Consider the following 26,484-nt stretch of genomic DNA (forward strand, 5'->3'; position numbering starts at 1 on the left):
ATCACCCCACCGTCACCCCACTGTCACCGCCAGTTCCCCCACGCCGTCGACCGTGCCCAGCAGCCGGTCGCCGCGCTGGATGGGGCCGACGCCGGACGGTGTGCCGGTAAAGATCAGGTCGCCGGGCAGCAGGGTCAGGTGGCGCGACAGTTCGGCGATGATCTCCGGCACGGTCCAGATCATCTCCGACAGGTCGCCTTCCTGCCGGACCTCTCCATTGACCGTCAGCACGATGCGGCCGCGGTCGATGTCGGGCACGGCGGCGGCCGGCACCAGCGTGCCGACCGGGGCGGCATGGTCGAAGACCTTGCCCATCTCCCACGGCTTGCCGTCCTTCTTGGCCGCTGCCTGGATGTCGCGGCGCGTCAGGTCCAGCCCGACCGCATAGCCGAAGACCGACCCGCCCTCACCCAACGCCACAACCAGTTCCACCTCGTGATGCAGGTCGCTGGTCAGGGGCGGATAATCCATGGAACCGCCGCCCGGCAGCACGGCGCTGGCCGGCTTCATGAAGAAGAAGGGCGGTTCGCGCCCGCTGGCCCCCATCTCCCGCGCATGGGCTGCATAATTGCGCCCGACACAGAACAGCCGGCCCACAGGAAAGCGCGCCTGCGTACCGGCCACGGCCAGGGTCACGGGGGCAGGCGGGGTGATGACATAGGCGGACATGGGGCAGGACGGCTCCGGTCGGGAAGATTGCGTCAGGGTGCCGCCGATCCGGGGGGCTGTGCAAGTCCCGATACATTTCGAAATCCATAGAAATGTCTATTGACGCCCCGTTTCATTTCGATCATTCTCGAATCATGGAAAATAAACATGCCGTTGACGCGTCGGCCGCGGATCTGCGGCCCCGGACGGACGGCGCGTCGGCATACCCGGAGAATGAAGATGAAACGTCTGCACCTGCATGTTGCCGTTGACGATATCGCCACGGCCACCCGCTTCTATTCCACGCTGTTCGCCGCTGAACCAACGGTGGCCAAGGCCGACTACGCCAAATGGATGCTGGAGGACCCGCGCGTGAACTTCGCCATCAGCGCGCGCGGCCGGGCCGCCGGCGTCGAACATCTGGGCATCCAGGTCGACAGCGGCGAAGAACTGAGTGAGGTCTATGCCCGCCTGCGCCGGGCCGACGCCCCGGTGCTGGAGGAAGGGCACACGACCTGCTGCTATGCCCGGTCGCAGAAGTCCTGGATCACCGATCCGGCCGGTGTGCCGTGGGAGGTTTTCCATACCTATGGCGGCAGTGCTGTCTATGGCGGCGGCGAATCGGCTGTCGACCCACGCCTGGCTTCCACGGCCAGATCCCCAGATCCGGCCCCCGCCCGCGCCTGCTGCGGGCCGGCCGCCTGAACCGTCGCCCGGCATCGGCGCGACGGATTGGAAACAGCAGGAAAGACGGGAACAGACCGTCTTTCCTGCCACCGTAAGTGATGCGCACGCCGCCGATAGGCGCCGATGCCGACGGTGACGGAAGAATACTCCTGTTGTCAGTGATACTTTAGGTAGCGTAATATGAGTGCTTAAATATTCACCATCAGTGAAAGTGTAACATGGGCAATAAGGACAGCAGGATACCGCCCCCGTCGGTCCTGGGTGAGGCACCGGAACTGACCGCGCAGGAGCAGAGGGAGCGGCGCGAGGCGCTTCTGGCCCTGGCCAAGGCGACAGGTGTTGCCGGGTTGGCAACGGCGGCGCTGCTGACGTCACGCCGGGTCCGTGCAGCATCCAGCGAAACCTGAAATGGACACCATCACGCCGGATCTGGTTCGGGACGGGCATCCCTATTGTCTGATGCTGGCCGCCACGCGCCTGGGCATCCGCTGGGACATGGTCCCGTCCCGGCACCGGTACCGGCGGCGCCCCGCCCCGCCGCCCTGGCTGCGGCTTTATATCGGGGGGGAGCGGTTCTGGATGCGCCGGCAGGAGATTCTGCGCCAGCGCCATCTGGAAGGACCGGCCGTGCTGCTGAACGGGCCGGAGCCGCACCGCATCGTCGATGACAAGCAGCTGACCAAGGATCTGCTGGCGGCGGTGGATGTGCCCACGCCCGCCGGCCGCGTCTTTACCCGCGATCAGGTGACGGAAGCCCTGATCTATGCGGCCGACCAGACGGTCGAACTGTGCGTGAAGCCCAACCAGGGCCGCCAGGGCGATCTGGTCTTTCCCGGCCTGCGCAGCGCGCACGACGTGGCCACCGCCATCGCCGCCGTCATCCGCGACTATGATGATGTGCTGATCGAACGGTCGGTGCCGGGTCAGGTCTGGCGCTTCATCTATGTCGACGGGCAGATCGTGGGCGTGAAGATGTCGCGACCCGCCAGCGTCCTGGGCGACGGCCAGTCCAATGTCACGCAGCTGATCGCCGCGCACCGCGCCGAACGGCTGCGCCGGCAGGTGGTGGGCCATCACGACCTGCGCGTCGGGCACGCGGCGGACTTCATGCTGGCCCGCCAGGGCATGACCTATGACAGCGTGCCGGCGGCGGGTCAGCGCGTCTATCTGCACCCGGCATCGAACGGCGCCATGGGGGCGGACAGCATCTCCATCCCCGGCCTGCTGCATGAAAGCTACCTGGACAGCGCCATGCGCGGCTTCAAGGCCATCCCCGGCCTGCTGGCCGGCTCCATCGACATGGTGGTGGGCGATGCCACGGTACCGGCCACGGCGGACAATCATGCCGTGCTGGAAGTCAACGGGCGCCCCGGCCTTCTGCCCTATCACTACCCCTGGGAGGGCCCGCCGCAGGATGTGACGACGCCCATCGTCCATCTGATGATGCGTCTGGTCGATGAAGGGTGAGCGGGGACGCCGCCGCCATGGGTAGCGGCAGCGCAGTGTCCGTCCCGCTGCAGGGTGGGCGGTTGCTGCGGCATGGACGTGACCTGCTGATCCTGACCGATGGCGAACAGCTGGCAACACCGCCCCTGAGCGCATATCCGGCCGCGGGGCGGACGCCGCCGGTGATGGCGGACGCCCCCGTCCGCTGGCGTCTGCGGGTCGCCTGCGGTGACCGGCGGATCGCCCTGGTCTGCCATGTGCCGGGGCTGCGCTGGCTGCGCCCGCGGCTGCTGCCCCTGCGGCCGGCGGACAAGGGCCGCCGCCAGCATCTGCTGGAACTGAGACCCCATCCCGACGGCGTCGCGCTTTACAGCGACGGCGCGCTGGTGGAGGTGGCGGAAAGCCCGTTGCATGTCGCCGGTCTGGTCTATGCGCGTCTGGTCGAACTGGCCATGCTGCCCGACCGCCCGCTGCTGGTGGCCCATGCGGCGGGCCTGATTATCGGCGGGCGGCCGATGCTGCTGGCTGCCGCGTCGGGCGGGGGCAAAAGCTGTCTGGCGACGGCCCTGACGCTGCGCGGCGCCACCCTGCTCAGCGACGACACGGTGGGCATCGCGCGCGGGGGCGACCTGTTCGGCCTGCCGGTGACGGTGCGGCTGCGGTCGGGGGGATGGGACCTGCTGCGGTCGCTGCTGCCGGCAGGCCTGCCCGAACCGGCATACCGGCGCGGCGGCACGACCGGCCTTGCCCCGCAGACCCTGGGTCCCGTATCGGACCGCGCGGGGCCGCCCGCCGCCATCATCCTGCTGCGCCGCCGGACCGGCCAGGCACCGACCCTGACACGCCTGACCTCCGCCCTGGGTCTGCAGGCGCTGGCCGGGGCCGGGGCCACGCTGGCCGGGCAGGGCGATACCGGCATGGCCCGCGCCCTGGCCGCCTGGGCCGATGCCACGCCGTTTCTGATGCTGGATTATGACGGGCTGGCCGCGGGCGCGGCGACGCTGGAGGCCCTGGCCATGGAGCTGCCGGCATGATCCCTGTCCGTGGTGTGACGCTGGAATCCGATCGCTGCCTGATCCGCCGGCTGGATGCCGACAATATCGCCTGGCGGCCTCATGCCGCGCGGCGCTGGCCGGGCGGGCGTCCGCAACAGCCCTGGCTGACCTTTGTGCTGGACGGCCACACCTTCGCCTACAACGCCCACGCCTTCTTTCTTCTGCCCGCCGGGGCGACCGCGCCCGTTCCCATCAACCGGCACACGGTGCCCACGGCCCGCAAGCAGCTGGTGCGCGAGCTGTTCCAGGCGGCAGGACTGCCGATACCGGCGGGCGCCGCCTTCCACCGCGACCGACGGCAGGATGCGCTGATCTTCGCCGCCGACCTGCCGGGCCTGGTCTGTGTGAAGCCGGAGGCGGGCTCGCTGGGGGATCTGACCTTTCCCGGCCTGCGCCGGGCTGGCGATATCGCGGCCGCCATCGATGCGGTCCTGACCCATTATCCAAAGGTGCTGGTGGAGGAAACGGCACCCGGCGATGCCTACCGCTTCTTCCTGGTCGATCCGGATATTGCGGGCGTGAAGGTCAGCCGCCGCCCCCATGTCACCGGCAATGGCCGGGACAGCATCAGCCGCCTGCTGCGGGCGGAAAATGAACGGCGTACGGCGCTGGATCAGCCGGGCCTGGACCCGATACCGGACCAGTTCGGCCTGGATTTCATGCTGTCGGCGGCGGGGCTGACGCGCGACAGCGTGCCGGCGCCGGGACAGATGGTGGAGGTGGGGGCCGTCTCCAACACCCAGTTCGGCGGGGTCAGCCGATGCGGCTTCGATCTGGTCCATCCGGCCTATCTGACGCTGATGCACCGGGCCTTCGCCGCGGTGCCGGGGCTGCGCATCGCCGCCCTGGACGTGATGCTGTCTGCCCCCCTGTCCCCGCCGGCGCCCGGCACTTGTCATATCCTGGAAGTGAACGCGCGACCGGGCTTCGCCACCTTCCTGCATCCCCATGACGGGCCGGCCGTGGATATCATCGGCCGGGTGTTTGACCTGCTGCGGCGGGAAGCAGCGCTCCCCGCCGCAGCAGGTCAATCCAGGCCCGACAGGCTGGACGCGCCCATCGGATAGGATGAAGCGGCCTGCCAGGCCCGGTCCAGGATGGGGGCCGCGCGCAGCCAGTAGAAGGTTTCCAGCTGCAGGCGCGCCGCATCCGGCGGCACCCCGCCACCGGGGGCGAACAGGTATCGGTCCCGGGCCTGCTGCCACGCTGCCAGCAGATGCCCCCCGCCTTCCACCACGGCCAGCGACAGTGGGCGCGGCATCAGCGTCCGGTCACCGGCCAGCCCTGCCACCAGTTCGGGATGCCGACGCAGCATCAGCAGCGCCACACTCGCACCATAGCCGTTGCCCCGGATCGTCACGCCCGACAGGCCCCGGGCCCGCAGCAGGCCGGCCACGGCGTCGGCCACGGCCGGGATATCGGCCGGGTCCACATCGCTGTCGCTGTCGCCCATTCCGGGCAGGTCGGGGATCAGCCAGGCGCCTTCGGCCGGCGGGTCCAGCAGCACCCCCGCCCCGCCCAGATCATGCAGCAGCAGCAAGGGCGTCCCTTGCCCGCCCGCACGCCAGGCAATCCCGTTGGTGACGCCGCGCGCCGCGAAAGCCGGGGCCGCCGGGGCCAGGGTCTGCGGCAGGTGCCGGCGCAGGAAGTCGGTGATGACGGGCCAGGCCGCCGTGCGGTCGGCCGCCGTGCCCGCCTGCACCCCGTCGGGCAGGGGCGGCAGCTTGGCCAGATAGACCTTCAGCACATCATCCTGGGCGCAGAACAGCAGCGCCGGCACGCGCAGCGCCGCGAAGTCGGGCTTCTTGTCATAGCCCAGGGCCGCGCCATAGGCGCCGCGATGGGCATCGCCCGACCGCAGGAATTCCATGATCTGCAGATGCACGCGATCGGGATCGGGCGGCGGGCGGTGCAGATGGGCCGATGCGTCCCGCCGGTACCAGGGGAAATAGATGCCCTGGTCGCGGATGCGGTGCCAGGCGAAGGCCAGATGTGCCGCGTCCCAGGCGGCAACGAAGGGCGGCAGGTAATGGGCCAGCAGGTCCGCCCGCTCCGCCGGTTCCGACAGGACGAACCCGTCCACGACCAGACCGCTGACCCGCGCCGGATACAGGCTGGCGAACCGGGTGGCGATGGCCCCGCCCGTATGCAGCCCGTACAGGGCCGCCTGCTCCACGCCCAGGGCCACCAGCAGCCGTTCCATGGCATGGGCATAGGAGTCCATGTCCGTGGGCAGGCCCGGCAGCGCATCGGACAGGCCGAAACCCGGATTGTCGGGCGCGATGATGGTGGCGAACGGGGCCATGGCCCGCATCAGCGGTTCCATCTCCGACCCGTCGCGCGGCGACTGGTGCAGGGCCACCAGGACCGGGCCGGAACCGGCCCGCCGGTAATGCACCAGACGTCCGTCGACCTGCACGAAATGGCGTTGGATTTGGGTCATGATCGAAGCCTCACAATGCGGGTTCTGGCATCTGTCCACAGCCTGGACAGACCCCAACCGACAGACCCTTTCCCACAACCCGCCTTTGTCACCAGACGGTGTCCGGGCGCCTTGCCTCGTCGGTCAGGATCTCGATCAGGCTGGTCTCGAAGGTGGAAGCGGAGGCGCGGCGGCGGCGCATGACCATCAGGGGCGTCGTCCAGGCCCCGTCGGCCAGATCCCGGCCCATCAATCCTGGCGCATCCACCACCATGGACCGGGGCAGGATGGCCAGAAGATTGCTGCTGGTCAGGATGGACAGGCCGAACAGGATGGAGGAGGAGGTGATGCGCGGCCGGATCGGGTCCATGCCCAGCCCCTGGAAATGCCGATCGACGCGAATTTCCAGCCCGTCCGGCATGGGGCCGTGGATCCAGTCGGCGCCGGCCAGATCGGGCAGGGATGTCGCCGCCATCAGCAGCGGATGTTCCTTGCGCCCCGCCACCACCCAGCGTTCCTGGCCCAGCACGGTGCAGGAAATCTGCGGGTCGCTGGCGGCCGCACTGGTGGCCAGCGCCAGATCGATATCGCCGGCCAGCAGCATGCGCACGAAGGTGGGTTCCACACCCGCTTCCACCCGCAGATGCAGACGCGGGAAGATGCGCTGCAACCGCGGGATGGCCTGCCGCGCGATGCCAGCGGCGGCCGCCGGACTGACACCCAGCGCCAGTTGCGTGCTGCTGCGGCCCAGCGCCACGTCCAGGTCGCGGCGGAACTGCCCCATCTCCCCCATGATCGACCGCGCATGGGTCAGCAGGGATTCGCCCATGCGGGTGACGCGCACGCCCTTGGGCGTGCGTTCCAGCAGCATGACGCCCAGTTCCGTCTCCAGCCGGGCCAGGCTTTTCGACAGGGCCTGCTGGCTCAGCCCCTTCTGCCGGGCTGCCAGCGTCAGGCTGCCCGTATCGACGACGGCCAGGAAATATTCCAGATCGCGCAGTTCCATCCGATCAAGCCCCGTTCAAGCGGCCGTCACCGCCCCCCGGCATGGGAAGGCGGTGACGGCTTCCTTGATCAGAACTTGTACTTCAACCGGGCGTTCCAGGTGACTGGACGGTTGTAGTAGGTCGCGATCAGGTACGACGTCTTGTAGGCCACATTGGTGCAGTTGGAGCAGTCGACGCTGGCCGACCAGGGACCGTCCGTCGGGCCGAAGGTCAGACCGCCGCTATAGACCGTGTAGCCGTTCTCATAGGTGACCGGCAGGTTGCTGGTCTGGACCCAGTGATTGCCGACATGGGTCAGGCTGGCGGACGGCGTCAGGACATAGTCGCCGATGTCGAAATCATACGATGCCGACAGGTTCAGCGTGATGTCCGGGCTGCGCACCGGTTCGGCGATATCGCCGGTCGGCGTCACGATGCCCTGGCCGCAACGGGCCGTGACACCGGACTTGCACTGCGCCTGCTGCGTCAGAACCGACGCGGCCGGGCTCTTGTACTTGCTGTCCTGCAGACCCAGGGCGGCATTCAGATGCAGGCCGGCGACCGGCACGAAGGTGAATTCGGCTTCCAGGCCCTTCACTTCCATGTCGGCATAGTTGCCGGTGATGAAGGCGATGGCGCCGCTGGCCTGCTGGAAGGCCGAGGGGATCTGGAAGTCGGAAACGTCGGTATAGAAGGCGTTCAGGTTGGCGCGCAGACGGCCATTCAGCCATTCCGACCGCACACCGCCTTCATAGGACCAGACCTTTTCCGGGCTGAAGGCCTGCATCAGTTCGGCGGAGGTGCCGCGGGCGTTCCAGCCACCGGACTTGAAGCCGCGCGTGGCGGATGCGAACAGCATCACATCCTCGTCGATCTTGTAGTCCAGGGCAAAGCGCGGGGTCCAGACGGTCGAGACCAGATCGGTGGGGATGCCCAGGGCAGCCATGTCGGCGACACTGAACTTCGACGCGGTCCGGGGATTGCCGTTGGGATAGATGTTGATTTCCTTCTTTTCCTCCGTAAAGCGGATGCCGGCCGTGGCCGTCAGCTTGTCGGTGGCATGGAAATCGAACTGGCTGTAGACGGCCTTGGCCATGGCCGTGTTCTTCAGCGTGCGGTCGGCCGTGACGGTCGGCGCCGTGTAGTTCAGGTAATCGGCGAAATCGCTGTAATTATCCTCATAGAGGAAATAGGCGCCGACCACATAATCCAGCTTGTCCGCGAACAGCGAGCCGTTGGCCTTGATTTCCTGGCTGAACTGGTCGTTGTCGCCTTCATGCGCGATGACATAGCCGCCGGTGGTCTTGGCCATGTTGGCGAAGTCCAGCAGATATTCCTGATGCAGGTCGCGATATCCGGAAATGATGTTGATGGTCGGGCCTTCCGTCTCCACCTGGATGTTCGACGTCAGGGTCCAGGTGCGGACCATGTTGCCCAGGCCGTAATTGGCCTTGTCGCCCTTGAAGATGCCGACGAAGGCGCCGCCGGTGCGGCTGATGCCCGTGCGGGTGACGCGGTCGCCGCCCTCGATCGTGTTCAGCAGGCTGTCATTCTTGCTCTTGATATAGTCGGACGAGATGTCCCAGGTGACATTGTCGCTGACCAGCCAGCGAACGGCACCGCGTACGCCCGTGCTGTCCTCGGCATTATTGTCTTCGCCCGTGGTCAGGTTCTTGGCCCAGCCGTCATTCTTCAGCTTGAAGGCCGACAGCTTGGTCAGCACCGTCTCCGACACAGGCACGTCGATGGAGGCGCGGGCCGTCTTCTCGTCATACTTGCCGTAGCCCAGCTCGACAAAGCCGCCCAGGGCATCCTTGGGCTTGGCCATGATCACGTTGACGGCACCGCCCGTCGTGTTGCGGCCGAACAGCGTGCCCTGCGGCCCGCGCAGAACCTCGATCCGCTCCACATCGAAGAAGGCGAAATTATTGGCGTTCTGGCGGCTGACATAGATGTCGTCGACATAGGTGCCGACCGGCGGATCGAAGGTGGCAATCGATTCCGTGTTGCCAAGGGCGCGCAGATAATACTGGTTGGCCGAACCGACACCGGTATTGTTGGCGCCGATCAGGTTGGGCACGGTATTGACCAGATCCAGCGTCTCCGTGACCTGGCGGCGTTCCAGTTCAGCGGCGGAAAAGGCGCTGATGGCGATCGGCACGTCCTGGACGGCTTCGGAACGGCGCTGGGCCGTGACGATGATTTCTTCCAACAGGGCGCCGCCGGCATCGCCAGCCTTGGCCTTGTCCTGCGCCATGGCCGGCAGGACCGCCGAAAAAGCGACTGTGGCCGCGCACATCATCTTGAATGCGTGCTTTTGCATGTTGTTAGACCTTCCTGTCCAGGACCGCCATTGACGGCGGTCAAGTTATGACTGATGCCAAGTCTGTTCGGCGCCAACCCGATCTGTGCCGGGCTTGGGTCCGCTGGAGATGTCCGCTCCGCGGTCAATGTGATAATGATATAATAATATACCTTTAGAACCTGCAAGAGCGCACTTGCACGGGCAGGCTGAAATAAATCCGTACGATCGGCCGCTGTGATATGGAAACCACACAATCGGTATGCCGCTTTACCGCCGCCTGATCGTCCCGACCCGAAAAGACAAAAGCCGCGACCCCGGCGGGGATCGCGGCTTCTTCATTTCTGCAGTTGGGAAGGCGTATATCCCGCCCCGTCCCTTGGTCAGAACGGCTTCACCACACCCAGGAAGGCGTTGGTGATGATGCCGACCCAGTAGATATAGGCCAGCTTACGCGCGAACGACATGGCCGACTTCAGCTTGCCTTCCAACTCGTCCTTCGGCCCACCGGCTTCCAGCTGTTTGAAGATGACGATCCAGTCGCGCATCACATAGCGCAGCAGCAGGCCGATGATCAGCAGGCCGGAGAAGATGGTCGTCTTGGTGGCGTACCACGCGGCGCTGAACGGCTCCCCATAGATCAGGCTGTAGACGCTGACGCAGAACAGGGCCGGGATGACGACGTAGCGGATGCTCTCATCCACTTTGGTCAGCAGCATGTAGTGCGGCGACTTGCGGCTGAAGAAGGCCGTGATCACCAGCGCCACCCAGAAGGCGACGAAGATCCACATGCCCACCAGCCAGGCGCCACCCAGCGGCTGCACGCCCATATTGTGGCCCAGATGCAGACCCAGCGGCAGCAGGAAGACGATGCCCGTGCGCGGCAGGATGTCGATACGATAGGCCGATTCCATATGCCGCTTGCGTTCCGCCAGCGACAGGTTGCTGTCGACCAGAACACGCGAAGAATTGAACACGCCCCATTCGCCACCCAGCCAATAGGCCATGGCGATGATGTGCAGCCAGCGCAGCACCAGGTGTTCGTCAAGATACATACCAAGAAGTTCCATGACCGCTCATGCCTCCCGTTGCTGAGGGGTCGCACCCGCGAAAGGGCCCGCCCGCCATCACACGACACCACCGGTTCCCATGAAAACCGGTCATGTCGCCCCTGTCAATATGTCCGGACAAATAAATCCGACCCGCGGCCTGATCGCCCGTGCGGGCCCGTTGGATAGAAGGTCCGGGCGGCAGCTTCTTTCATGGCGGACGGTGTGGCACGGGTCCGGATGGGGCATGTCCACCCCATGGTCAGCCCCCATCACCGGATTGGCGAAAGGCACAAATCCGGATTGTGAATATCCACAAATGATCTTTGTGCCGAATGACAACTGGATGTGGGACGGGCGGGGCCGACCGACCCTACAGTCGAACTCGAAAAGACGGGGCGGACCGCACCGGCAAGCCCCGCCGGAGACTTCACGAGACAGCCCCCAGGAGGACGAGATGGATGGTTCAGGTAAGCCCGTGACCGACCACAGCGCGGCGATCAGCGCCGCCTATGACGGCCCGCCCGACTATCGCGTCGTGGCCCGTCACGGCATGTTCCCCGAGCTGACGCATGACGAGGTGGAGCGCTATAATTTCGTGGCGCAGATGAACCGCCACCTGTCGACCCGCGTCCTGCCGCATGTGAAGACGGCGTTCGAGAGCCGCGTGGCCCCGGGAGCACATTTCACCAACCGCCATCAGGTCCGCCGGGCCCTGGCCAAGGACCCGTTCTGGCAGCTCTGGTCGGCCTTGCGCCGCAACACCATGGAGATCCGTCAGCAGGCCGGCCGCTGGGTCACCCTGCGTCAGGCCGAGGAACTGGCTGCCCGTGCCGCCGCCCTGACCGAAGGCGATCCGCGCCTGAAGCTGGACCCCAAGATGAAGCTGCCCCGCTATATCGAGGGCATCGACCATCACTGCATGCCCGGTTCCTATCACACCGAATATTTCCCCGGCGATGTGGCCAATGCCGCGAACTATGACAGCGGCCTGTTCGCCACCACCGGTGGCCAGATCGGCCGTCTGTCGGACGGTGGCGGCCAGGCTGTGGCCAAGTGGGTCAAGACCAACTTGCCCGATTTCAAGCCCAAGCGCATCATCGACCTGGGCTGCGGCCTCGGTCACAATGTCCTGCCCATCGCCCAGGCCTTCCCGGATGCCGAAGTGGTGGCGGTCGATGTCGGCGCACCCATGCTGCGCTACGGTCTGGCCCGCGCCAAGGCCCTGGGGGTGAACAATGTCACCTTCGTCCAGGCCAATGTCGAAAGCCTGCCGCAATTCGCCGATGGCAGCTTCGACTGGGTGCAGACCACCATGTTCCTGCACGAAACCAGCTACAGCTCCATGAAGAACATCTTCAAGGAAAGCCATCGCCTGCTGGCGCCCGGTGGTTTCGTGCTGCATGTCGAACAGCCCCAGTACACGCCCGACATGCCGCTGTACGAACAGGCCATGCGCGACTGGGACGCGTTCTACAACGCCGAGCCCTTCTGGACGAAGATGCACGAGGCCGACCTGGATGCCTGGATGGACGAGGCGGGCTTTGACAAGGCCAAGCTGATCCATGGCGGCGTGACGGCCGTGGTCGACAAGGAGGTGTTCCCCGACGCCGCCGAGGAAAGTGGCGAGGATTACGGCCGCAAGGCCGCCTGGCATGTGATTGGTGCCCGCAAGGAGGTGGTGTGATGACAATCCAAAAGGCTCTGGCTGCTGCGTCGGCCAAACCCACGGGCAAGCGCCCGCACTTCCTGGAAAGCTGGGAGGCCGAGCGCGCCATGGCCATCGCCATGACGCTGGCCGGCGAGCTGGTGGTGACCCGCCAGCGCCTGGACACGCTGGAACGGCTGCTGGAAAGCAAGGGCATCGTGGGCAAGGCCGATATCGAAGCCTTCGCCCCCACCAAGGTGGAAGCGGCCGAGCGCAACCTGTGGACCCAGGAATTCATCGCCCGCGTGCTGCGCGTCGTGCAGCAGGAGGCCGAGGCCCTGAACGCCACCGATGACAGTTCCGAGGATATCGCGGAGGAACTGGCGCAATGAAGCTGCTGCGCGCGGCGACCCTGGTGGTCGCCGATCCGACGGCGACGGCCGCCCGCTACAGGGAGTGGCTGGATTACAGCGACGTGGAAAGCGGGCGATTGCCCGCCGACCTCGCCGCCGCCTGGGGATGCCCCGCCAGTGCAGGAAAGACCTATGTGGTTCTACGGCCGTCCTCCGGGGCGGCCGTTTTCCTGCGTTTTGTCGAAGGCGATCCCGTCCCCGATTACGTGCCGCTGCGCACCTATGGCTGGGCGGCCGCGGAAATCTGTGTCCAGGACGTGCTGACGGTGAATGAGCGGATGCTGAAAAGCCCGTTCGAGATCATCGGCCCGCCCAAGCAGATCCCCGGCCTGCCCACGATATATCCCATGCAGGTGAAGGGCCCGGACCAGGAAATCGTCTATCTGACCCAGATCAACGGCGATCTGCCCGACCAGGATCTGCCGCGCGCGGCCAGCCTGATCGACAAGCTGTTCATTCTGGTGATGGCGGCGTCTGACCTGACACGCAGCCTGGAATGGTTCCGCGACGTGGTGGGTCTGTCGTTTGGCCGCAGCGTGGAGATCCCCTATACGATGATCTCCAAGGCGTTCGGCCAGCCCATGGATACCAAGCACACGCTGTGCACCATGACGGACGAACGCGACATCTTCCTGGAACTGGACCAGTTGCCGGATGAGGCCACGGTCCGGCCCCGCCATGAAGGACAATTGCCGCCGGGCATCGCGCTCTGCACCCTGCTGCACCGCGACCTGTCGGCGATCAAGGGCGACTGGATCACCCCGCCCGTCCGCCGCGACGGCCCCTTCTACGAAGGCCGCCTGACCGGCACGCTGCGCGCCCCGGATGGCACGCTGGTGGAACTGGTGCAGCTTTCGTGACAAAGGCACCCCGACCGGCTGGCGTCAGCCGGTTGGGGGCCGCCGCCAGTGTCAGCGGCAGAAGCAGCCGTCAGTCCACATCCGCTACCAGCAGGGTGACGATGTCGCGGGCGAAGCCCATCAGGTCCTTGCCGGCGGCGCGGTTTTCCGGCGACTTCATGGCCGTATCAAAGCTGTCCTGGTCGGCGAAATACATCTCTGCAATCAGGAAAAAAGGCGGCTCACCCCCCATCGTGGCGGCGGTGACGCGGTTGATCTCTGTCCGCAGCAGGCCCGGCGTCTTCGCCACCAGCGGCAGATGCACGTCGTGATAATGCTTCAGGAAGGCATCGATATCGGCCGGCTGGCGGTAAAGGGCGATCAGCTTCTTCATGGGGCGTGTCCTTCAGTTTCCCTGCCAGTGCGGCGGGCGTTTTTCCAGGAAGGCGGCCAGGCCCTCCGCCTTGTCCTGCGTGCCCAGCAGCGTCAGGAAATGCCGGCGCTCCAGGCGCAGGTGATCGGTATGGGGCAGGTCGAAGGCGGCGCGGATGCTGGCCTTGGCGGCGGCCAGCGCCAGGGGGGCGCGGGTGGCGATGGTGGCGGCCAGGTCCAGGGCGGCATCCAGCGCCACGCCATCGGGCACCATCTCCCCCACCAGCCCGGCATCGACGGCGCGGGCGCTGTCGATCGGTTCACCCGTCAGCACCATACGCAGGGCCAGATGCCGGCCCACCAGCCGGGGCAGGGTGGCCGTGCCGCCGGCACCGGGCATGATGCCCAGATTGGTTTCCGGCTGGCCGAATTTGGCACTGCTGCCCGCCACCGACAGGTCGCAGCACATCAGCAGTTCCAGCCCCGCCCCCAGACACCATCCCTCCACCGCCGCGACCAGCGGTTTGGGGAAGGCGCGGATACGGTCCCAGGCCTGTTGCCGGGGTCCGTGCGGCGGGTCGGCGGGGCCGGATGCCGCCAGCTCCTTGATATCGGCACCGGCGGCAAAGACCTTGTCATTGCCGGTCAGCACGACACAGCGCACATCCGCGTCGCCTGCCGCGTCATCCAGTGCGTCGGCAATGGCCAGCAGCAGCGGGGAGGCCAGCGCGTTGCGCCGTTCCGGCCGGTTCAGCCGCAGCAGGCGCACGCCCGGCCGCGGTTCCGCGGTCAGCAGCAAAGGCGGGGCAGCGTCAGGCGTCATAATCCACCACGACATCGGTGCCGGGCACGGGCACGGACTGGCAGGTCAGGATATAGCCGGCGGCCACTTCCGCCTCCGTCAGCCCGTAATTGGTGCCCATCTCCACCTTGCCGCTGACCACCTTGCCCCGGCAGGTGGCGCAGACGCCGGCCTTGCAGGCATAGGGGGCCGGCAGCCCGGCGGCGCGGGCATTTTCCAGGATATTGCCCAGGGCGGGATCAAAGGTGATGGCGCGGCGGCGGCCGTCCAGGATCAGGGTGACCTTGGCGCCCGCCGCCTGTTCGGCGCGCGCGGCCTGTACGGCCTGCACGGCCGCATCCGGCCGGTCGACGGTGAACCGTTCCAGCAGGACCCTGTCGCGCGCCACGCCGCGTTCCAGCAGGGCCTGTTCCACCGCATCCATCATCGGGCCAGGCCCGCAGATGAAAAACGCGGCGACCTGATCGACGGGGATGACGTCATCCAGCAGACGGCGGCACTTGGCCCCGTCCAGCCGCCCGTTGAACAGGTCGATCTCCTCCTCCTCATCCTCCAGCACATGCAGCAGCGACAGCCGGTCCATGTAGCGGTCCTTCAGGCCCGCCAGTTCCTCCAGGAAGATGATGGAGGCGCTGTCGCGGTTGCCGTACAGCAGGGTGAAGCGACTGTCCGGCTCCGTCATCAGGGCGGATTTCAGCAGCGACAGGATGGGCGTGATGCCCGACCCGCCGGCGAAACCGACATAATGGCTGGCGTTGCCGGGTTTGAAATCCCAGGTGAAGGCGCCGTGCGGTGGCATCACCTCCATCGCCATGCCGGCGGCCAGATTGCCATTGGCGAAGGTGGAGAACAGGCCGCCCGCCACCTTCTTGATGGCAACCCGCAGCTCACCTTCCTGCGGGGCGGCGCAGAGCGAGTAGTTGCGGCGCACATCCTGCCCGTCCAGATCGGCGCGCAGCGTCAGATGCTGGCCCGGCCGGAAGGCGAAAGCCGGCTTCAGGGCGTCGGGAACGGCAAAGCGGATGGACACGGCATCGGCCGTTTCCCGCCGCACCTCGGATATGGTCAGGGTATGGAAGCCGGTGGACATGGGGCCTCTCGCGCTGGGGCTGGATGGCGTTGCCGCTTGGGGGCGGCTCAATGGCATTTGAAACGGTCGAACGGTTCCAGGCAGTCCTGGCAGCGCCACAGCGCCTTGCAGGGGGTGGAGCCGAAGCGGCTGACCTCCACTGTGCGGACCGAACCGCAGCGGGGGCAGGGCGTGGGGGCTTCCCAACCGCGCAGGCGGCTGGCGGCGGCCCCCTTGGGCGGCGGGGCAATACCGTATGCGCGCAGCTTTTCCCGGCCGCTGTCGCTGATCCAGTCGGTGGTCCAGGCCGGCGACAGCACGGTCTCCACCTTCAGATCCGGCCAGCCTTGCGCGGCCAGCGCCTGGCGCACCGCTGCCTCGATCGCCAGGGTGGCGGGGCACCCGGTATAGGTGGGCGTCAGGTGTACGGTGCCGCTGTCCGCATCCACCCCGCGCACGATGCCCAGGTCGACGATGGAGACAGCGGGGATTTCCGGGTCCGGCACGGTGGCCAGAACCGCCATCACCTGTTCTGGATCGACACGGGATGGCATGGCATCACCAGGTGGCGTTGGGGTAGGCGCGTTGCAGGAACTGCATCGGCGCCAGCAGATGGCCCAGATGTTCGCTGTGCCGTCCCTGGCGGCCGCCCGTGACGGGGCGATGGGCCGGCAGGGCGGGCAAGGTCGCCTGTTTCAGCACGGGCGCCACAATGGCCTCAAAAGCAGGGCGCAGGGCGGCGCTGTCCACGGCTAGGCCGCGGGCCACCAGCCCCTGTTCCAGATCGTCACTGACGAACAGTTCGTCCACGAAGCGGGCCATCCAGGCCAGCCCGTCCACCATGCGCTGGTGGCTCTCCGCTGTGCCGTCGCCCAGGCGGATCACCCAGCCGGCGGCCAGATCGGCATGATAGGCCACTTCCTTCACCGCCTTGGCGGCGATGGCGGAAAGCTGGGCATCGGGGCTGTTCACCAGACCCTGGAACAGCAGATGCTGATATGTCGAAAACAGGAACTGCCGCGCCATGGTCTGGGCGAAATCGCCATTGGGCTGTTCGACCAGCAGGCAATTGCGGAAATCCCAGCCGTCACGCAGGAAGGCCAGCCGGTCGGCATCGCGCCCGGCGCCTTCCACCTGTCCGGCATGGCCCAGCAGGTACGTGGCCTGCCCGATCAGGTCGAGCGAGACATTGGCCAGCGACAGGTCGATCTCCAGCGTCGGCGCGTGCCCGCACCATTCCCCCAGCCGCTGGCCCAGAACCAGGCTGTCGTCGCCAAGGCGCAGGAGATAGTCGAAAAAGGCTTGATCGGACATGGGGTTGGGCCTTGTCGGTTGGGGGCGGGAAGCCGCGCCTCAGATATGCTTGATATGGTCGGGGACGTGATAGAAGGTCGGGTGGCGATAGACCTTGTCGGCGGCCGGTTCGAACATCGGCCCAGCCTGGGCCGGATCGGACGCGGTGATGGCGGCCGACGGCACCACCCACAGGCTGACGCCTTCCAGGCGGCGGGTATAGGTATCGCGGGCATGGCGCAGCGCCATGTCCGGGTCCGCCCCATGTACCGACCCGACATGCCGGTGCGACAGGCCGTTCTTGGACCGGATGAACACTTCCCACAGGGGCCATTGCTGGGACATTTGGGGTTCCTTTGTTGGGGTATGGGTTGGGGCGTGCTGGCCTATGTTCACCGCTTCCCTTTTTCCGTCATCCCGGCGAAAGCCGGGACCCAGCGCAGAGCGGCGTCAGCCGCGACATGAGTCTTATCGGCGCTGACCGCGCCTCACGCTGGGCCCCGGCTTCCGCCGGGGTGACGGGAAAAGCGAGGAAAACCGAAAAGTGAGCAGATTGTCGTGCCCCTCCTTACGCCGCCTGACGCGCCTGCATCTTTTCCGCGTGTGCCGTGGCCGCGTCGCGGACCCAGGCGCCGTCGTCCCAGGCCTTGCGCCGGGCGGTCATGCGTTCGCGGGCCACGGGGCCTTCGCCGCGCACGACGGCGTAGAATTCTTCCCAGTCGATGGCGCCGAAGCTGTAATGGCCCGTCGCTTCGTTCCATTTCAGGTCCGGGTCGGGCACGGTCAGGCCGATGGCTTCGGCCTGCGGCACTGTGATGTCGACGAATTTCTGGCGCAGCTGGTCATTCGTTTCGCGCTTGATGCGCCAGCGGATGGACTGGGCCGAATTGGGCGAATTGTCGTCGGGCGGCCCGAACATCATCAGCGACGGCCACCACCAGCGGTTCATGGCATCCTGGGCCATGCGCTTCTGTTCGGGCGTGCCGAGCGCCAGCGCCATGATGCTTTCATAGCCCTGGCGCTGGTGGAAGCTTTCTTCCTTGCAGATGCGGACCATGGCGCGGGCATAGGGACCGTAGGAGGTGCGCTGCAGCGGCACCTGATTCATGATGGCCGCCCCATCCACCAGCCAGCCGATGGCGCCGATATCGGCCCAGTTCAGGGTCGGATAATTGAAGATGGTGGAATATTTGGCCCGGCCGCTATGCAGCGCGTCGATCAGATCGTCACGCGCCGCGCCCAGCGTTTCGGTCGCGGAATAAAGATAGAGCGCGTGCCCGCCTTCATCCTGCACCTTGGCCAGCAGCACGGCCTTGCGGCGCAGCGTCGGCGCGCGGGTGATCCAGTTGCCTTCGGGCAGCATGCCGACCACTTCGGAATGGGCATGCTGCGACATCTGCCGGACCAGGGTGCGGCGATAGGCTTCGGGCATCCAGTCCTTGGGTTCAATGAACTCATCCGCCGCCACCCGCGCCTCGAACGCGGCCAGCAGCTCGGCCGGTTCGGTGCTGGTCACGGCTGCCTGCTTCTGAAGCTCGGTCGTGTACATCGGATGGCCCCTTCGCTGTTCGATGGGGCAACGATAAAATAGTCCGACCAGACGGTCAATTAATTAATGCGGGGGGAAACCGCTATCCGGGACAGGCTGGAAATCTGGACCATCGGTTTAGATTTCCAGCCGTCCGTATCAGGCCGGCTGCCGCTCGGCGAAGCCGCGGGCCACCAGCCACAGGCCGGCCAGCAATTGCACCAGCGCCAGCGGGGCCAGAAAGTAGAAGGAGACGTCGACGCCCAGGATGCCGGTGAACACACCGGTCATCTGCGATGCCGTGGCCAGCAGCCCGGCCACGGACAGCAAGCGCGGCACCCAGTTGCTGCGCAGCAGGATGACATACATCAAGAAGGCCCCGGTGCCCCCCAGCAGCATATGGGGATAATGGATGCTGTCGCGCTGTTCCTTGACCAGCACCCAGACCGGCTGTGCCAGTTGCGCCAGCCCGCCATCGGGTGCGGACAGCATGGCCTGCCCGAGGCTGCGGAAAAGCTGGTAGGAGGCCAGTTCCGTTCCGCCCATGCCGAACGACGCGGCCTTCAGCGCCAGCAGCAGGAAGGCCAGCCAGGCGAAGGGCCGGGCCAGCGACAAGTGGCACATCAGCGCCGCCACGGTCAGCGATACCAGGCCGGAGATGATCCCCATCAGCACGATGGTGCCGATCAGGCCCGGCTGGGCGGCCGCGCCGGCAAACAGACCCATCGGCCCTTCGCCGGTGCGGATCATCGGCTGTAAAAAGAAGTTGGAGCCGATGCTGAGCGCATAGTCGGCAAGAATGGCGACGCCGATCCAGCGTCCGGCCTTGGTCAAGTCCATCATGGGGCTTCCTCTTGGGGTTGGGGGGCGTTGCCCCCGGGCTGGTGGGCCGTCCGATGGCCCAGCCAGTTGCGGGTGAAGCGGACGCGGGCCAGCCAGTAGAGCAGGAACAGCAACGTCAGCAGCGAAGGCAGCAGCAGGACCGGGGATCCGGCCATGAAGGGAAAGACATCATCCTGCTGGCCCAGGAACAGCGAGGTGGCAGCCAGGAAATAGGCCATCACCATCCGCCAGAGATGGCGGGTGACGCGCTGGCGCGGCGTGCGACGGGGTGCCCGCAGCCGCAGGTAAAGGTCGGACAGCAGCGACAACAGCGCGGCCGTGCCGAAGACCAGATACCCCGTGGCGGCACTGCCCTGGAATTCTCCGGTCGGGGACGCCTCTGCCATCAGTCCGCCCTGCGCGAACAGAATGAAGGCGGCCAGACCCACCGGCATAAACCAGCGCGCGGCGGGACCGATGGCAACGGTCCGCGCAACCGCAGCGTCGCGGGCGCTATGGACCAGATAGAAGGTCCAGATGGCGGCCCCCAGGCTCAGCCGATCGGGCTCCCAGGCGGTCAGGATCGCGGCCGATGCCGCCATGGAAGACATGGAAAGATAGAAGACATGGCCGGCACGGGCATGCAGCCCCGTGCCGGCCTTGCGGCTGGCCATGGCGCACAGGCCGGACAGAAGGGCGATGGCACCGCTGGCGATGTGAATGACCAGCAGGGGCAGAAACAGCATGTCGGCCATGGTTCAGCCCCCCCGGCTGTTCAGGAGCAGGGCGAGCAGGCCGGTCGTGCCCGCCGCCATGACCACCACCGCCAGATTGATCCCGCCGACCGCCAGTTCCGTGCCGTCACCGTGGCGCATGGTGCCGCCATAGGCCGGCGACAGCAGCACCGCGGCCAGGAAGCTGCCATTGATGGCCAGGCCGATCAGGCTGGCCACACGCAACTGGTCCCGCGACGCCGCCAGCCAGATGGCCAGTGCGGCCAGCATGGCATTGGCCAGCAATTGCCAGACCTCATGCAGGCGGGCATGGCCCGGCCAGTTCGGGTTGAGCACATGCGTGGGCCCGATCTCCAGGATCGGAACCAGAACACCGACGGGCAGCATGAACAGGATCAATGTGCCAAGACGAACCATGATGGCCGGTACCCCCGATCCTTGATATTGACAGTGTCAATTTGCGTTTCATGATTGACGCTGTCAATATGGAATGATGAAACGTGGACATCATCACGGCGCCCTGAAGACGGCGCTGGTCGAAGCGGGGTTGACCCTGCTGGATACCGAGGGGGTGGAGGCGGTCACGATCCGGGCTGTCGCCCGCATCGCCGGCGTGTCGCATGCCGCCCCGGTCAACCATTTTCCCGACCGGCGGGCCCTGCTGACCGCCATCGCGTCGCATGGATTCGGGGAATTGATGCAGGTGGTTGCGGCGGCGGGGCTGGACGGTCTGCCGTCGCCGCGCGAACGCCTATATGCCCTGATCGATGCGTTCCACGCCTATGGCATCGCCCATCCCAACCGCTATCGCCTGATGTGGCGGCAGGATTTGCTGGATGCCTATGATCCGGCGCTGAAGGCGCTGACCGACGGAATCTTCGAACTGGTGACCCGGATACTGGCGGATTTCGACGATCCGCCCAGGGTCAGCGCGATGAGCCGGGTGGTGGCCCTCTGTTCGGCCATCCATGGCTATGTGCTGCTGCGCATCGATGGCAACTTCGACAGTTTCGTGGATGAGCGCACGGGCCAGCCCCGGCATCTTGCCATTGTAGAAGCGCTGCTGCCCTGAACGGCGGATTTACCGCCCCTGCGGCGCCAAGGTCACCGGCTTTTTCAGCCCCCGGATCAACAGGTTGGGCAGGCGGCTATTGTCCCAATCCACGCCCTTGGGCGGGTTGGGGCCCAGGCGCAGGACGATCAGCCCCGTGGCGGGGGAGATCTGGACCGTCTGATTGCCATTGCCGTCGAACATGTAAAGGTCGCGGTCCAGGTAGGGCTCGGCATGCAGCACGGCCGGCCCCGGTGCGCCCGGTGCGCCGAATCCGCGGCGTTCGACATAGGGGCCGGCCACCCAGATGCCCAACCCGTAATGCGGATTTTGCGGCGTGGCCGTGACCATCTGCCGGACATAATCCCGGGGCAGCAGGCGGCGGCCGTTGAATTCCCCCTCCTGCAGCATCAGCAGCGCCAGGCGCAGCCAGACCTGTGCCGGCACCATCATGCAGCAGCCGGAATGGGCCAGCCCGCCCGGCCGGTTGATCCAGACCTCTCCGCCCGGTGCCCCCAGCGGCGCCAGCAGTTCGGCGCCGACAAATTCCGCATAACGCCGGCCCGTGGCGCGTTCAATGACCAGGGCCACCATCTCCGACGTGGCGTTGGAATAGCCGTAGCGTGTGCCCGGTTCATGGGTCAGCGGGTAATCACTGACGATATAGGCGCCATGGTCCAGGCCCAGATAGGCCAGGTTCCAGGGATGGGCCGGATCGGGGCTGAACCCCTGTTCCAGAAAGCCCGTGCGCATGTCCAGCAGATGGCGGATGCGCATGGCTTCCTTGGGCGTGCCCCGCCATTCCGGCACGAAATCGGCGACCGGCTGATCCAGCGAGCGGATCAGACCCATCTGCAAGGCCCGGCCGATGACCAGCGCCGTCATCGGCTTGGACAGGGATTTGGACGCCAGGGGCGTGGCGGCATCGGTGCCGTCGAAATAGCGTTCGGCCTGAATCTTCCCGTCATGCCAGACGATGAAGGCGCTGGCCTTGCTGTCGGCGGCATAGCGTTCGGCCGTACCCAGCGCGTCGTCCTTGATCGACCGCTTTGCCGGGGCGGCCACGGGCAGGGGAGAGACCGTCACCGCCCCCGGCACCGCCTCCCGCGGTTCATAGATCTGTTCCAGCGCCCCGCCACCCATCAGGATGGACAGGCGTTTCTGATAGATCGCCTGGGCATCGTCGGCCAGGGCCGGTGCGGTCAGCAGCAGAAGCGAGGCGGCGGCGGCACGGGCGGGACGGCGCATATCGGTCAATTCCCCTGTCCTGGACCTGAAAACGAAAAGACCGCGGGGTCGGTTACCCGGCCCCGCGGCCAGTTTTCGGGAACTGTAGTGCACGACGCTGCGAGCCGCAGGTCGTAACAAAACGATAGGGTTGGTCCGTCGTCCCCGCCAACCCGCCCGCCCTGTTTATCCACCCTGTGGCCAAATGTGGCGCGACGGGTCGACCAATCGTCCGGCGGGCCGTCAAATAACCCCATAGCATGCCCCGACCTGAAACAGGGGGCGCAACAATACCGGGTACGATGCAGGAGGCTTGCAGTGATCCAGTCCGTTGTCAGGAAGAATAATCGCCGTTCGGTCGGGCGCGCCATCATTCCCCTGGCCTTGGGCGCGATCATGGCGGGCCTGGTGCCGGCGGCATCGGCGCAGGCCGCCCCGGACAAGGGCGAGCGGCTGTTCCTGCGCTGCCGTACCTGCCACGAGGTGGCGGCGGGCAAGCCCAACAAGGTGGGCCCCAACCTGCATGGCGTCTTCGGGCGCAAGGCGGGCCAGGCCGAAGGTTTCAAATATTCCGAAGCGCTGCAGAGCAGCGGCGTCGTCTGGGATGAAAAGACCCTGGATGTGTGGCTGACGCACCCGACCTCTCTGGTCGCCGGCACCACCATGGCGTTCATCGGCCTGCCGGACCAGGCGGACCGCGACGCGCTGATCGCGTACCTGCGCAAAGCCACGAACTGACCTTCACCGATAAGATCATAAAGAAAGGTTCCCCCATGACCCGTACGCAGGTGGTGATCGCCGGCGCCGGCCCCGTTGGCACGGTCGCGGCTTATTATCTGGCCCTTCAAGGTATCGAGGTGGTGGTGCTGGAAGCCGGGCCGGACTGCGCCCATGACCTGCGTGCGTCGACCTTCCATCCGCCGACGCTGGAAATGCTGGACGAGCTGGAGATCACGCCCTTCCTGCTGGACAAGGGTCTGAAGGCCCCCGTCTATCATTACCGCGACCGCCGCACGGGACAGATCGTCGATTTCGACCTGACCGAGTTGGAGGACATGACCCGCTACCCGTTCCGCCTGCAATGCGAACAGTTCCACCTGGCCCGCGCGCTGGCCGCCAAGCTGGAAACGCATCCCAAGGCGACGGTCCGCTTCTCCAACCGGCTGGTCGGGTTCAGCCAGGATGAGAATGGGGTGGAAGTGACGGTGGAAACGCCGTTCGCCATCGAAAAGATCAAGGCCGATTACGTCATTGCCGCCGATGGCGCCAATTCCACGGTCCGCAAATATCTGGGCATCGGGCTGGAAGGCTTCACCTATCCGGAGAAGTTCCTGTGCCTGTCCACGGCCGAACCGCTGGAAGATTACTTCCCCAATCTGGCTTACGTGAATTACGTGGCCGATCCGGAAGAATGGCTGGTGCTGCTGCGCGTGCCGTCGGTCTGGCGCATCCTGCTGCCGGCCACGCCGGAAAGCTCTGACGCCGATCTGGTGTCGGATGAGAACCGCGACCGCGTGTTCCAGCGGCTGATCGGCAAGACCGGGATCAAGACCCATCACCGCACCATCTATCGCATGCATCAGCGCGTGGCGGAAAGCTTCCGCAACGGCCGCGCCTTCCTGGTCGGCGACAGCGCGCATCTGAACAACCCGCTGGGCGGCTTCGGCATGAACAGCGGCATTCACGACGCCATCAACCTGTGCAAGCGCCTGGTGGACGTGGTCAAGAAGGGTGAGAACGAAGGCACCTTCGACCAGTTCAGCCGCCAGCGCCGGGGTGCCGCCCGCAGCTTCGTCCAGGCCCAGACCATCCAGACCATGGAAATGATGAAGGAAGGTCAGGCCGGCGCCCAGGAAAAGCGCCGTGAAGAGCTGCTGGCCATCCGCAACGACCCCGCACAGCGCCGTCAGTTCCTGCTCCGGCAGGCAATGTTCCAGAGCTTGGCCGATGCCGCGGCCATCGAGTGAACAATCCGTAAGCGGTATCGGGTGACAGGGTGGGGGTGTGTTTGTTCGTCGCTTTCCTTGACGCATGCCGCAGCCTCTTCCCGTCATCCCGGCGAAAGCCGACAAGCGCTGAAATATCAGTTTCGTTACGAGGGTTTAGCCATCTCTTCCCGTCATCCCGGCGAAAGCCGGGACCCAGCGTGAGGCGCGGTCAGCGCCGATATGACCCATATCGCGGCAGACGCCGCTCTGCGCCTGGGTCCCGGCTTTCGCCGGGATGACGGGAAAAGGAATGGCGAACGCGGGTCAACGACTTCACTCAGCGCCGATCGGTCTTTCGCCGGGATGACGGGAAAGGGTGGCGGTAAGCGTCATGGGAAGGACGGCCAAGCCCACCCCGCCCCCCGGCACCGCCCGCACCAGCAGCCAAGAGGATGTTCCCATGCAGAGCGAAGCGAAGGATAGCCGCGGTTGGCGTAAATTGTTTGGCGTGTTGGGGCCCAGCACCAACACCTCGGTGCAGCCCGATTACGACGATATGCGTCCGCCGGGGGTGACCAACCATTACAGCCGCATCATCGTGCCCAACGCCCAGGCCATCAGCGACGAGACGTTCCTGGCCGGCACGCAGCAGATCGCGGACAACACCATCGACGCCGTGAAGTCGGTGATGACCTGTGACCCGGATTATCTGGTCATGGGCATGTCGGCCATCACCTTCTATGGTGGTGCCGAGGGTGCGGCCAAGTTCCGCAAGCAGATCCGCGAGATCAGCGGCCTGTACCTGTCGACCGGGTCGGAAGCGCTGGCCGCCGCCATCGCGGCTTACGGCGGGGTGAAGAAGGTGGCCTTCGTGTCGCCCTATTACCCGGTCGCCAACGAGCAGGTCCGCCGTTTCCTGTCCGATTACGGGTATGAGACGGTGCGCGACATCCCGCTGCGCTGCCCGTCCTGGACCTCGATCGCCAAGACCGACACCCCCACCCTGCGCAACGCGCTGAAGCAGCTGGACGGCGACGATGTCGACGCCATCCTGCAGGTGGGCACCAATCTGTCCATGGTGAAGCTGGCGGCGGCTGCCGAAATGTGGCTGGGCAAGCCCGTGATCGCCATCAATACGGCGACCTACTGGCATGCCTTGCGCGCCAACGGCATCCAGGACAAGGTCTATGGCTTTGGCCGGCTGCTGGAGGAATTCTGATCGATGCTGAGCTACGATTACGTGCCCTTGCCCAAGCGGGGGCCCCTGCGCTGGCCGGACGGCAAGAAGGTCGCCCTGATCCTGACCTTCAACCTGGAAACCTGGGATCTGACGAAGGATACCGACAAGCCCTATTATGCGGGCGGCCCGGCCATCCTTCCCGATGTCCTGCCGGGTGACACGCCGGACTTTCCCAATTTCACCTGGCGTGAATATGGGCAGCGCGTGGGCCTGTGGCGGCTTTACGACCTGTTCGACGAGATGGGCGTGAAGGCGAGCTGCACCACCAACGCCGTCACCTTTGAACGCCGCAAGGCCATGGTGGATGCGTGTCTGGAACGCGGCTGGGAACTGCTGGCCCATAATTACGAACAGGGCGAGCTGTTGACCAACTTCGCCAAGGATCCGGCGAAGGAACGGGACGTGATCCTGCGCTCCATCGAGATGTATGAACGCCATGTCGGCCGCCGGCCGCTGGGTTGGCTGTCCTCGTCCTTGCGGGGCACGCTGAACACGGCCGGCATCCTGGCCGAACAGGGCTTCCTGTTCTATTGCGACATCATGAATGACGACCAGCCCTATCCGATCCAGACGGAGAACGGCCCGTTGGTCTCGGTGCCGTATTCCAACGAAATCAACGATTTCACCCTGCTGACCCGCCGCAACCTGACCACCGATGCCTTCCGCGACACGTTGATCGAGGAATTGTCGGTGCTGCATAAGGAAGGGGAGAAGACGGCGCGTCTGATGAATGTGGGTCTGCACCCCCACGTCACCGGCCGCGCCCACCGCATCCGCGGCCTGCGCGAATTCCTGGAATATGCCAAGTCCCTGGACGGTGTCTGGTGGCCGACGCGCGAAGAACTGGCGCGCTGGTACCTGGCCAACAGTGAAGGGCACATGCCGGGGTGAGGGGTCTTCCTTACTACCCATTCCTTGCCCGT

The 26,484-nt window shown here is 65.9% G+C and carries 29 protein-coding genes; 13 read left to right on the plus strand and 16 right to left on the minus strand.

The features are described from left to right. Nucleotides 1-12: 12 nt before the first annotated feature. On the minus strand, nucleotides 13-669 hold the full coding sequence (locus ACODTW_RS12340; protein ID WP_488946316.1) for a fumarylacetoacetate hydrolase family protein: 657 nt from the start codon (nucleotides 667-669) through the stop codon (nucleotides 13-15). A 219-nt stretch (nucleotides 670-888) separates the two neighbouring features. On the opposite strand from ACODTW_RS12340, the gene ACODTW_RS12345 reads away from it, so the two are divergent. The 5 genes from ACODTW_RS12345 (at nucleotide 889) to ACODTW_RS12365 (ending at nucleotide 4,903) form a co-directional block, all read left to right on the plus strand. Then, nucleotides 889-1,353, plus strand: a complete 465-nt coding sequence (locus ACODTW_RS12345) for an ArsI/CadI family heavy metal resistance metalloenzyme (protein ID WP_488946317.1) — start codon at nucleotides 889-891, stop codon at nucleotides 1,351-1,353. Between the two features lie 200 nt (nucleotides 1,354-1,553). Then, on the plus strand, nucleotides 1,554-1,742 hold the full coding sequence (locus ACODTW_RS12350; protein ID WP_488946318.1) for a hypothetical protein: 189 nt from the start codon (nucleotides 1,554-1,556) through the stop codon (nucleotides 1,740-1,742). A gap of 1 nt (nucleotide 1,743) precedes the next feature. Continuing rightward, nucleotides 1,744-2,802: a hypothetical protein gene (locus tag ACODTW_RS12355; protein ID WP_488946319.1), complete on the plus strand. Its 1,059-nt coding sequence runs from the start codon at nucleotides 1,744-1,746 to the stop codon at nucleotides 2,800-2,802. Between the two features lie 17 nt (nucleotides 2,803-2,819). Next, the gene (locus ACODTW_RS12360) at nucleotides 2,820-3,815 is read left to right on the plus strand and encodes a hypothetical protein (protein ID WP_488946320.1); all 996 of its coding nucleotides are present in this window, start codon (nucleotides 2,820-2,822) and stop codon (nucleotides 3,813-3,815) included. Further along, on the plus strand, nucleotides 3,812-4,903 hold the full coding sequence (locus ACODTW_RS12365) for a hypothetical protein (RefSeq protein WP_488946321.1): 1,092 nt from the start codon (nucleotides 3,812-3,814) through the stop codon (nucleotides 4,901-4,903). The genes ACODTW_RS12360 and ACODTW_RS12365 overlap by 4 nt, the downstream gene beginning before the upstream one ends. Here the strand turns inward: ACODTW_RS12365 and ACODTW_RS12370 are convergent. The 4 genes from ACODTW_RS12370 to ACODTW_RS12385 form a co-directional block, all read right to left on the minus strand. After that, the gene (locus ACODTW_RS12370) at nucleotides 4,864-6,279 is read right to left on the minus strand and encodes an alpha/beta fold hydrolase (protein ID WP_488946322.1); all 1,416 of its coding nucleotides are present in this window, start codon (nucleotides 6,277-6,279) and stop codon (nucleotides 4,864-4,866) included. The two genes, ACODTW_RS12365 and ACODTW_RS12370, sit on opposite strands and share 40 nt — an antisense overlap. Before the next feature lie 88 nt (nucleotides 6,280-6,367). Further along, nucleotides 6,368-7,264: a LysR family transcriptional regulator gene (locus tag ACODTW_RS12375; RefSeq protein ID WP_488946323.1), complete on the minus strand. Its 897-nt coding sequence runs from the start codon at nucleotides 7,262-7,264 to the stop codon at nucleotides 6,368-6,370. A gap of 68 nt (nucleotides 7,265-7,332) precedes the next feature. Continuing rightward, complete coding sequence (locus ACODTW_RS12380; RefSeq protein ID WP_488946324.1) at nucleotides 7,333-9,567, minus strand: TonB-dependent receptor; 2,235 nt, start codon at nucleotides 9,565-9,567, stop codon at nucleotides 7,333-7,335. Between the two features lie 362 nt (nucleotides 9,568-9,929). Continuing rightward, nucleotides 9,930-10,616, minus strand: a complete 687-nt coding sequence (locus tag ACODTW_RS12385; protein ID WP_488946325.1) for a hypothetical protein — start codon at nucleotides 10,614-10,616, stop codon at nucleotides 9,930-9,932. A 436-nt stretch (nucleotides 10,617-11,052) separates the two neighbouring features. On the opposite strand from ACODTW_RS12385, the gene ACODTW_RS12390 reads away from it, so the two are divergent. From ACODTW_RS12390 to ACODTW_RS12400, 3 genes are read left to right on the plus strand one after another with little or no spacing between them, the layout of a single operon-like run. Next, nucleotides 11,053-12,282: a class I SAM-dependent methyltransferase gene (locus ACODTW_RS12390; RefSeq protein WP_488946326.1), complete on the plus strand. Its 1,230-nt coding sequence runs from the start codon at nucleotides 11,053-11,055 to the stop codon at nucleotides 12,280-12,282. Continuing rightward, nucleotides 12,282-12,635, plus strand: coding sequence for a hypothetical protein (locus tag ACODTW_RS12395; RefSeq protein WP_488946327.1), 354 nt, complete (start codon nucleotides 12,282-12,284; stop codon nucleotides 12,633-12,635). Before ACODTW_RS12390 ends, ACODTW_RS12395 begins: the two co-directional genes overlap by 1 nt. After that, nucleotides 12,632-13,516: a hypothetical protein gene (locus ACODTW_RS12400; RefSeq protein WP_488946328.1), complete on the plus strand. Its 885-nt coding sequence runs from the start codon at nucleotides 12,632-12,634 to the stop codon at nucleotides 13,514-13,516. Before ACODTW_RS12395 ends, ACODTW_RS12400 begins: the two co-directional genes overlap by 4 nt. 70 nt (nucleotides 13,517-13,586) lie before the next feature. On the opposite strand, the gene ACODTW_RS12405 is transcribed toward ACODTW_RS12400, so the two are convergent. The 10 genes from ACODTW_RS12405 to ACODTW_RS12450 form a co-directional block, all read right to left on the minus strand. Beyond that, nucleotides 13,587-13,889: an EthD family reductase gene (locus ACODTW_RS12405; RefSeq protein WP_488946329.1), complete on the minus strand. Its 303-nt coding sequence runs from the start codon at nucleotides 13,887-13,889 to the stop codon at nucleotides 13,587-13,589. A 12-nt stretch (nucleotides 13,890-13,901) separates the two neighbouring features. Further along, a complete protein-coding gene (locus tag ACODTW_RS12410; protein WP_488946330.1) occupies nucleotides 13,902-14,690 on the minus strand; it encodes an enoyl-CoA hydratase-related protein in 789 nt (262 codons plus the stop codon). Beyond that, the gene (gene paaE / locus ACODTW_RS12415; RefSeq protein WP_488946331.1) at nucleotides 14,680-15,759 is read right to left on the minus strand and encodes a 1,2-phenylacetyl-CoA epoxidase subunit PaaE; all 1,080 of its coding nucleotides are present in this window, start codon (nucleotides 15,757-15,759) and stop codon (nucleotides 14,680-14,682) included. Before paaE ends, ACODTW_RS12410 begins: the two co-directional genes overlap by 11 nt. Before the next feature lie 47 nt (nucleotides 15,760-15,806). After that, on the minus strand, nucleotides 15,807-16,292 hold the full coding sequence (paaD, locus tag ACODTW_RS12420) for a 1,2-phenylacetyl-CoA epoxidase subunit PaaD (protein WP_488946332.1): 486 nt from the start codon (nucleotides 16,290-16,292) through the stop codon (nucleotides 15,807-15,809). Between the two features lie 4 nt (nucleotides 16,293-16,296). Continuing rightward, a complete protein-coding gene (gene paaC, locus ACODTW_RS12425) occupies nucleotides 16,297-17,052 on the minus strand; it encodes a 1,2-phenylacetyl-CoA epoxidase subunit PaaC (RefSeq protein WP_488946333.1) in 756 nt (251 codons plus the stop codon). A 39-nt stretch (nucleotides 17,053-17,091) separates the two neighbouring features. After that, a complete protein-coding gene (paaB, locus tag ACODTW_RS12430) occupies nucleotides 17,092-17,376 on the minus strand; it encodes a 1,2-phenylacetyl-CoA epoxidase subunit PaaB (protein WP_488946334.1) in 285 nt (94 codons plus the stop codon). Nucleotides 17,377-17,599: 223 nt separating this feature from the next. After that, a complete protein-coding gene (gene paaA, locus ACODTW_RS12435; RefSeq protein ID WP_488946335.1) occupies nucleotides 17,600-18,580 on the minus strand; it encodes a 1,2-phenylacetyl-CoA epoxidase subunit PaaA in 981 nt (326 codons plus the stop codon). Nucleotides 18,581-18,718: 138 nt separating this feature from the next. Further along, nucleotides 18,719-19,402 (minus strand): DUF4386 family protein, encoded by a 684-nt coding sequence (locus ACODTW_RS12440; protein ID WP_488946336.1) that lies wholly within the window; start codon nucleotides 19,400-19,402, stop codon nucleotides 18,719-18,721. Next, a complete protein-coding gene (locus tag ACODTW_RS12445; RefSeq protein WP_488946337.1) occupies nucleotides 19,399-20,136 on the minus strand; it encodes a hypothetical protein in 738 nt (245 codons plus the stop codon). The genes ACODTW_RS12440 and ACODTW_RS12445 overlap by 4 nt, the downstream gene beginning before the upstream one ends. A gap of 3 nt (nucleotides 20,137-20,139) precedes the next feature. Continuing rightward, complete coding sequence (locus ACODTW_RS12450; RefSeq protein WP_488946338.1) at nucleotides 20,140-20,532, minus strand: hypothetical protein; 393 nt, start codon at nucleotides 20,530-20,532, stop codon at nucleotides 20,140-20,142. Between the two features lie 76 nt (nucleotides 20,533-20,608). Between ACODTW_RS12450 and ACODTW_RS12455 the strand changes: the two genes are divergently transcribed. Further along, the gene (locus ACODTW_RS12455) at nucleotides 20,609-21,187 is read left to right on the plus strand and encodes a TetR/AcrR family transcriptional regulator (protein WP_488946339.1); all 579 of its coding nucleotides are present in this window, start codon (nucleotides 20,609-20,611) and stop codon (nucleotides 21,185-21,187) included. Nucleotides 21,188-21,196: 9 nt separating this feature from the next. Here the strand turns inward: ACODTW_RS12455 and ACODTW_RS12460 are convergent, their stop codons facing one another. Continuing rightward, nucleotides 21,197-22,414: a serine hydrolase domain-containing protein gene (locus tag ACODTW_RS12460; RefSeq protein WP_488946340.1), complete on the minus strand. Its 1,218-nt coding sequence runs from the start codon at nucleotides 22,412-22,414 to the stop codon at nucleotides 21,197-21,199. Between the two features lie 297 nt (nucleotides 22,415-22,711). On the opposite strand from ACODTW_RS12460, the gene ACODTW_RS12465 reads away from it, so the two are divergent. The 4 genes from ACODTW_RS12465 to ACODTW_RS12480 all read left to right on the plus strand — a co-directional run bounded on the left by ACODTW_RS12465 (nucleotide 22,712) and on the right by ACODTW_RS12480 (nucleotide 26,452). Continuing rightward, on the plus strand, nucleotides 22,712-23,131 hold the full coding sequence (locus ACODTW_RS12465; RefSeq protein ID WP_488946341.1) for a c-type cytochrome: 420 nt from the start codon (nucleotides 22,712-22,714) through the stop codon (nucleotides 23,129-23,131). A 35-nt stretch (nucleotides 23,132-23,166) separates the two neighbouring features. Beyond that, a complete protein-coding gene (locus tag ACODTW_RS12470; protein ID WP_488946342.1) occupies nucleotides 23,167-24,360 on the plus strand; it encodes an FAD-dependent oxidoreductase in 1,194 nt (397 codons plus the stop codon). A gap of 421 nt (nucleotides 24,361-24,781) precedes the next feature. Further along, nucleotides 24,782-25,540 carry a maleate cis-trans isomerase family protein gene (locus tag ACODTW_RS12475; RefSeq protein ID WP_488946343.1) on the plus strand — a complete coding sequence of 253 codons (759 nt, stop codon included), beginning with the start codon at nucleotides 24,782-24,784 and terminating at the stop codon, nucleotides 25,538-25,540. A gap of 3 nt (nucleotides 25,541-25,543) precedes the next feature. Further along, the gene (locus ACODTW_RS12480) at nucleotides 25,544-26,452 is read left to right on the plus strand and encodes a polysaccharide deacetylase family protein (protein ID WP_488946344.1); all 909 of its coding nucleotides are present in this window, start codon (nucleotides 25,544-25,546) and stop codon (nucleotides 26,450-26,452) included. Nucleotides 26,453-26,484: the final 32 nt, after the last annotated feature.

Source organism: Niveispirillum sp. FG148, from assembly GCF_057809655.1.